8 protein-coding genes and 1 pseudogene are annotated in these 4,548 nt (G+C 65.5%); 3 read left to right on the forward strand and 6 right to left on the reverse strand.

The annotated features are described in order from the left end of the window. Nucleotides 1–266, forward strand: a pseudogene (locus ACI944_RS12130) (hypothetical protein); the annotation flags it as partial. Between the two features lie 67 nt (nucleotides 267–333). Here ACI944_RS12130 and ACI944_RS12135 read toward each other — a convergent pair. Continuing rightward, nucleotides 334–840 carry a GbsR/MarR family transcriptional regulator gene (locus tag ACI944_RS12135; protein ID WP_411719306.1) on the reverse strand — a complete coding sequence of 169 codons (507 nt, stop codon included), beginning with the start codon at nucleotides 838–840 and terminating at the stop codon, nucleotides 334–336. Nucleotides 841–1,004: 164 nt separating this feature from the next. Between ACI944_RS12135 and ACI944_RS12140 the strand changes: the two genes are divergently transcribed. Beyond that, nucleotides 1,005–1,376: an ArsR/SmtB family transcription factor gene (locus ACI944_RS12140; RefSeq protein ID WP_411719307.1), complete on the forward strand. Its 372-nt coding sequence runs from the start codon at nucleotides 1,005–1,007 to the stop codon at nucleotides 1,374–1,376. 366 nt (nucleotides 1,377–1,742) lie between these two features. On the opposite strand, the gene ACI944_RS12145 is transcribed toward ACI944_RS12140, so the two are convergent. The 5 genes from ACI944_RS12145 to ACI944_RS12165 form a co-directional block, all read right to left on the reverse strand. After that, nucleotides 1,743–2,147, reverse strand: a complete 405-nt coding sequence (locus tag ACI944_RS12145) for an ArsR/SmtB family transcription factor (protein WP_411719308.1) — start codon at nucleotides 2,145–2,147, stop codon at nucleotides 1,743–1,745. A 5-nt stretch (nucleotides 2,148–2,152) separates the two neighbouring features. Next, nucleotides 2,153–2,857 carry a sensor domain-containing protein gene (locus ACI944_RS12150; RefSeq protein ID WP_411719309.1) on the reverse strand — a complete coding sequence of 235 codons (705 nt, stop codon included), beginning with the start codon at nucleotides 2,855–2,857 and terminating at the stop codon, nucleotides 2,153–2,155. A gap of 93 nt (nucleotides 2,858–2,950) precedes the next feature. After that, complete coding sequence (locus ACI944_RS12155; RefSeq protein WP_411719310.1) at nucleotides 2,951–3,229, reverse strand: hypothetical protein; 279 nt, start codon at nucleotides 3,227–3,229, stop codon at nucleotides 2,951–2,953. 2 nt (nucleotides 3,230–3,231) lie between these two features. Beyond that, nucleotides 3,232–3,609, reverse strand: coding sequence for a hypothetical protein (locus tag ACI944_RS12160; protein ID WP_411719311.1), 378 nt, complete (start codon nucleotides 3,607–3,609; stop codon nucleotides 3,232–3,234). Then, nucleotides 3,606–3,959, reverse strand: a complete 354-nt coding sequence (locus tag ACI944_RS12165) for an ArsR/SmtB family transcription factor (RefSeq protein WP_411719313.1) — start codon at nucleotides 3,957–3,959, stop codon at nucleotides 3,606–3,608. The genes ACI944_RS12160 and ACI944_RS12165 overlap by 4 nt, the downstream gene beginning before the upstream one ends. Before the next feature lie 279 nt (nucleotides 3,960–4,238). Here ACI944_RS12165 and ACI944_RS12170 point away from each other — a divergent pair. After that, nucleotides 4,239–4,548: sensor domain-containing protein (locus tag ACI944_RS12170; protein WP_411719312.1), on the forward strand; the 310-nt coding region annotated here is incomplete at its 3' end.

A 4,548-nucleotide genomic window follows, 5' to 3' on the forward strand; every position in this document is an offset into this window, starting at 1 on the left:
TCCCCGGTGGCCTTCGATCGATCGACGACGCCTACCGCCGCAACCACCGCGGCGGTGAGATCGGTCACTACCGGTTCGAGCGCGCCGGGGAGCGCTCCGGCGAGATGACGTGTCGTACCCCCTACCCGTGCCGGTTCGACCGGGGCCTCCTCCGCGGTGTCGCCCAGCACTACGCGCCCGTCGACGCGTTCGTCTTCCTCGAGGAGACCGGCTCGGCGTGCCGCCGAGACGGCGACGACGAGTGTACGTACACCGTCTACTGGTAGCCGTCCGAAACGACTGATCCGCGCCGACGATGCGCCTGAGCGCCCGGCGGATTGGGGTCTCGGCCACCTACCCGTCGTATGACTCGAGCGCTTCGCGGAGCTCCGCCGCGGAGTACCCCGACGCCAACTGAACGATCTCTTGGAGGTCCTCGTAGGTCGATTCGAGTTGTCGGATGCGCTCACGCTCGCGACTGTCGCCCTCCGGAAGCTGCGCTTCGGCCCGCTCGACGGCCCGAAGCGTCGTCTGAAGCTCGCGCCGGATGTACTGTCCGAACACGTCCTGGAGGATGAACCAGACATCGGGCTCGGCCTCGAACCGCACCCGCCTGCCGCCCCCCTCCGAGGAGCGGCGGTGGACGAGTCCGAGCCGCGTGAGCGTTCTGGTGACGTTGCTGACCGTCGATTTCGCGTAGCCGGTCTCCTCGACGAGCTCCGGGATCGAGCGCGGATCCGCCGCGAAGTAGAGGACGCCGTAGACCCGACCGGCGCTCCGGCTCAACCCGTACACCTCGGCCGACTGCTCCATGGACTCGATGACACGTTCGCGCGCGGCGGCCCGGGCGTCCTCACTCATGTGTGTGCGGTGGCCTCCGTGTCCGATGGGTGTCCCGTGGGTAATGAGTGCCGCGTAGCGTCATACATCTCTGAACTGTTCCGTAAGCATTAAATTGTTTGATTCGCTTGTTCGGCACGTACCGAACAAACAGAACTATCCGACATACCGACCTCACATAACCCATGGCAAGCGCCTTTCCCCACCACCCGCCGGTCGAACACGCCCCGCGGGAACGCACGGACATCGTGGTCGACCCCGACGAACCGGCCGACGCGCTCGATGTCCTCTCCTCGACGTCCGCCCGCGAGATACTGGCGGTGCTTCAAGAGCGACCGAGCACCGCCTCCGGCATCACCGGAGATGTCGAGAAGTCCCTCCAGAACGTCGCCTACCACCTCTCGCGGCTCCACGAGGCCGACCTGATCACACCCGTCGGAACGTGGTACTCCGAGAAGGGTCGGGAGATGACCGTCTATGCGCTCGCCGCCGAACGGCTCGTCGTGCGGTTCGACGACGGGAACGAGGGGGCGGCGCGGTCGCGCAACGACGGATGAGGGCGTCGAGCGTTGGCAACTCGTGTACGCTGAGCCGTCTACTATAACCGTAGTTCTGTATCAACCCGAGAATGACCGTCGGTCCGGATCGACCGGACCGACGGCGCAGTCACGTCCACGGCGGTCGTCTGGGCCGGGACTGTCCGTCTCGCTGTCCCGTGCTGGATCTTGATATCTGACCTCTCGGTCGCTCCGAAAGCGTGTTGATCGTGGGCGCGACTCCCCGTATCGGTTCGCGTTCGACAAGTCTCCGAGAAATTCCTCAGGTAGTCCGAGACGGCTCCGATGCGCACGTGTACGATCAGAAATGATCACACTGTGACCCCGGCGATCGTCAGTTGCCGGCATTGATCTCTGCCGCCCGATTCAGCGCTCCCGGCCGCCGCGGTCGTCTTCGGAGGTCTCGGCCCCGGCTGCGTCGGCTCCGGTATCGGTCACGCCCGGGACGCGGACCACCACTTCCTCGACACGTGGCGCATACACCGACATCTCCTTGCCGCGAGCCGAGTACCACACGTCGGCTTCGGCGACGACGCCGGCGTCCTCGAGCCGACCGAGGTGGTACCCGGCGTTCTGGACCGATGTGTCGACGGCCGTTGCGACCTCCGAGGCGGTCGCGGGGCTGGCCGAGAGCCGTTTGATGATCGCCCGCGCGGTGTCGGAGGCCAGCGCCTCGAACACCTGTCCGGCCGGTTTCTCGCCGAGGGCGACCGTCGATCGTTCCTCCGGTGTGTGGCTGACCGGCGGACAGTGGGGAAGTGCGCTCGCCACCGTGATCACTCCTCACCGTTCCGTTGGTCGTCCAACTCCAGCAGTGTCGCCGTCATGAGCCCACCGGCGGTGGCGAGCCCGCTCAGCAGATACAGCGAGCCGAGGCCGATGACCACCCCGACGACAGCGAGGCCGAGCGCCTCGGGGAGCGTATCGACGGCGTACGTGCCGATCGTGTACGTCACGTCGGGGGCGTCGTACGCCAGCGGCGCGCCGAGAAGCGCTGCCGTCAGCGTGACAACGGTGACTGAGATGACAAACACGAACAGGCCGTAGATCGATTTGAGCATCAACAGCGCGAGGGATGTCCACGTGGTCGGGGCGGTGAACAGATCGAGGAGGGTCTCGACGAGCCCGTTTTCTACCCGTCGGAGCCCGTCGGGATTATCGGCCCGGAGAGGCTCCGGAAGCGGAGCCTCGACGCCGAGAAGCCCCGACGCGAGCCGAGCTTCGACGGCTCCGAGGAACGCGACGCCGACGACCGTGAGAACGACTACCGGCACCCCAACGAGTAACAGACTCGTTCCGACGCCGACGGAGAGGCCGACGGTCAGGAACACGACGTAGGCGATCCCGAGCGGGAACGCTAATAACAGATACAGCAGCTTTGCGTACGTTTCGGTTCGGAACGGCGCGCCGGCGAACCGACGAACGGGGCCGTCGTCCGGGGCGTCCGGTCCGTTTCGCGTTGCGGTTGGATTGAATTTCATGAGTGCACTACAGTTGGACCAAGACGGTGGAACGGCATATAGCGGGAGACCGGGTTGGCGGGTCGCCAAATCGACAAAAGATTTTTATATTACTTACCGATCAAACGTCGTGTAGATCGCCGCCAGCCCGATAGCGTGTGAAAGCGTGACGAGCACAATGAGGGCGGCGTCCGACGCGCCCGTCGCCGGATCGACGACCCGGTCGACGAGGTACGGAACGACGGCGATACAGACGATCCCGAACGAGAGCGCCCGCATCCGTCGGCTGTCGTTCCGACGGTAGCCGCGGTACGCCAGGTAGGCGACGAACGACCCCACTATCGCGGTGAGCGCGGACACGACGGCGGTGAGGGTGGCAAGTGAGGCGGACATAGTTATGTCGTGTACACGACGTAGAGGAGGACGAGCAGTCCCGTCAGTTCCGAGAGAGACGCGGCGAGCGTCTGCACCTCGATCGGGGCCACGTCGACGTTGGCGGTCACGAGTCGGACGAACATCGGCGCTGGCGCGAGAAAGAACATCCCGATCGCCAACAGCAGGACCGGACGGGAGTCCGTCCGGCGGTACCCTTCGACGAACCGGTAGGTGACGAGGACGGCGAGGAGGCTGGCGAGCAGGAAGGTGACGATGCCGAGCAACACGACGGTCGTCGGCCCGCCGGTGACCTCGATTCCCGACGATACGAACGGTCCCGCTGCCGAAACGATTTCGGGCGGCCGATTCACCACGGCGGGGACGTCGACCACAGTCATCCCGAGAACTCCTCGTACAGCCTGGTGAACGTGTCCGCGGCTTCGCGCTCGACGTACTCGACATCGACATCGAGTCCGTCAGTCGTCACGTTCACGCCGACGTGTTCCAGTCGGGCCGTGTACTCCTTGTAGTGATGTCCCTCCGGGTCGAGACGCTGTTGGGCGTCGAGCAACCCGCTATCCTCCAGTCGGCCGATACGCCGATACACCGTCGAGGGGTCGGCATCGCACGCAGTGCTCAGCGCGGATGCTGAACGCGGCTCCCGGTACGTCTCGACGATGATCGTCCGCGCGTACTCATCGTTCAAAAGCGACAGCACGGCCTCCTCTTCGGAGCCCCCTCGCTGCATCATCGGTCGCAGTCCCCGGCACGAACGGCGTCGGTGCGGCAGCCGGCCGCCGGTGCGGGACCCGACGACCAGATTCGAGACGCTTCGGAACGGCGTGGGGACACCGGCATCGATCCGGGTCAGGGTCATCGCGGGAGCGAAATAACCGTTCGGGTAACTACGGCTCGTTTCGAAGCTGCAGCGAACCGGATCGGCCGGGGGCCGGTGCGGGACCAATCGCCCTCAGCACGGACGCCGAGGGAGAGGAGTTTTGTTCCCCGGCGTCCGGACCTTTCGAGTATGCGGTCCCCCACCCTCCCCTCCCGGTCGGAGCTCCCCCGGCCCTCGGCGAAGTCGGTGATTCTGAGCCCGTTGCGCCCGAGAACGTACGGCAACCTCACGTACCTGCTGTTGGCGTTCCCGCTTGGGATCGCCTATCTCGTATTCCTGACCGTCGGCCTCTCCGTCGGCGGCGCGCTCGTTGTCCTGGTCGTGGGCGCGCCGATACTCGTGTTTGTTCTCGGATGCTGTCACCTCGGCGCGTGGTTTGAGCGCCTCACCGCCCGGTATCTTCTGGGTCTCGATATTCGGTCGCCGGGGTATCCGTTCC

Origin of the sequence: Natronomonas sp., from assembly GCF_046710025.1 — an archaeon.
Lineage (GTDB): Archaea > Halobacteriota > Halobacteria > Halobacteriales > Haloarculaceae > Natronomonas.

Excerpts from the sequence above, each read along its gene's own strand:
- ACI944_RS12135 (WP_411719306.1), bottom strand. The coding sequence starts at position 840 with ATGAGTGAGGACGCCCGGGCCGCCGCGCGCGAACGTGTCATCGAGTCC.
- ACI944_RS12150 (WP_411719309.1), bottom strand. The coding sequence starts at position 2,857 with ATGAAATTCAATCCAACCGCAACGCGAAACGGACCGGACGCCCCGGAC.
- ACI944_RS12155 (WP_411719310.1), bottom strand. The coding sequence starts at position 3,229 with ATGTCCGCCTCACTTGCCACCCTCACCGCCGTCGTGTCCGCGCTCACC.
- ACI944_RS12140 (WP_411719307.1), top strand. The coding sequence starts at position 1,005 with ATGGCAAGCGCCTTTCCCCACCACCCGCCGGTCGAACACGCCCCGCGG.
- ACI944_RS12160 (WP_411719311.1), bottom strand. The coding sequence starts at position 3,609 with ATGACTGTGGTCGACGTCCCCGCCGTGGTGAATCGGCCGCCCGAAATC.
- ACI944_RS12165 (WP_411719313.1), bottom strand. The coding sequence starts at position 3,959 with ATGCAGCGAGGGGGCTCCGAAGAGGAGGCCGTGCTGTCGCTTTTGAAC.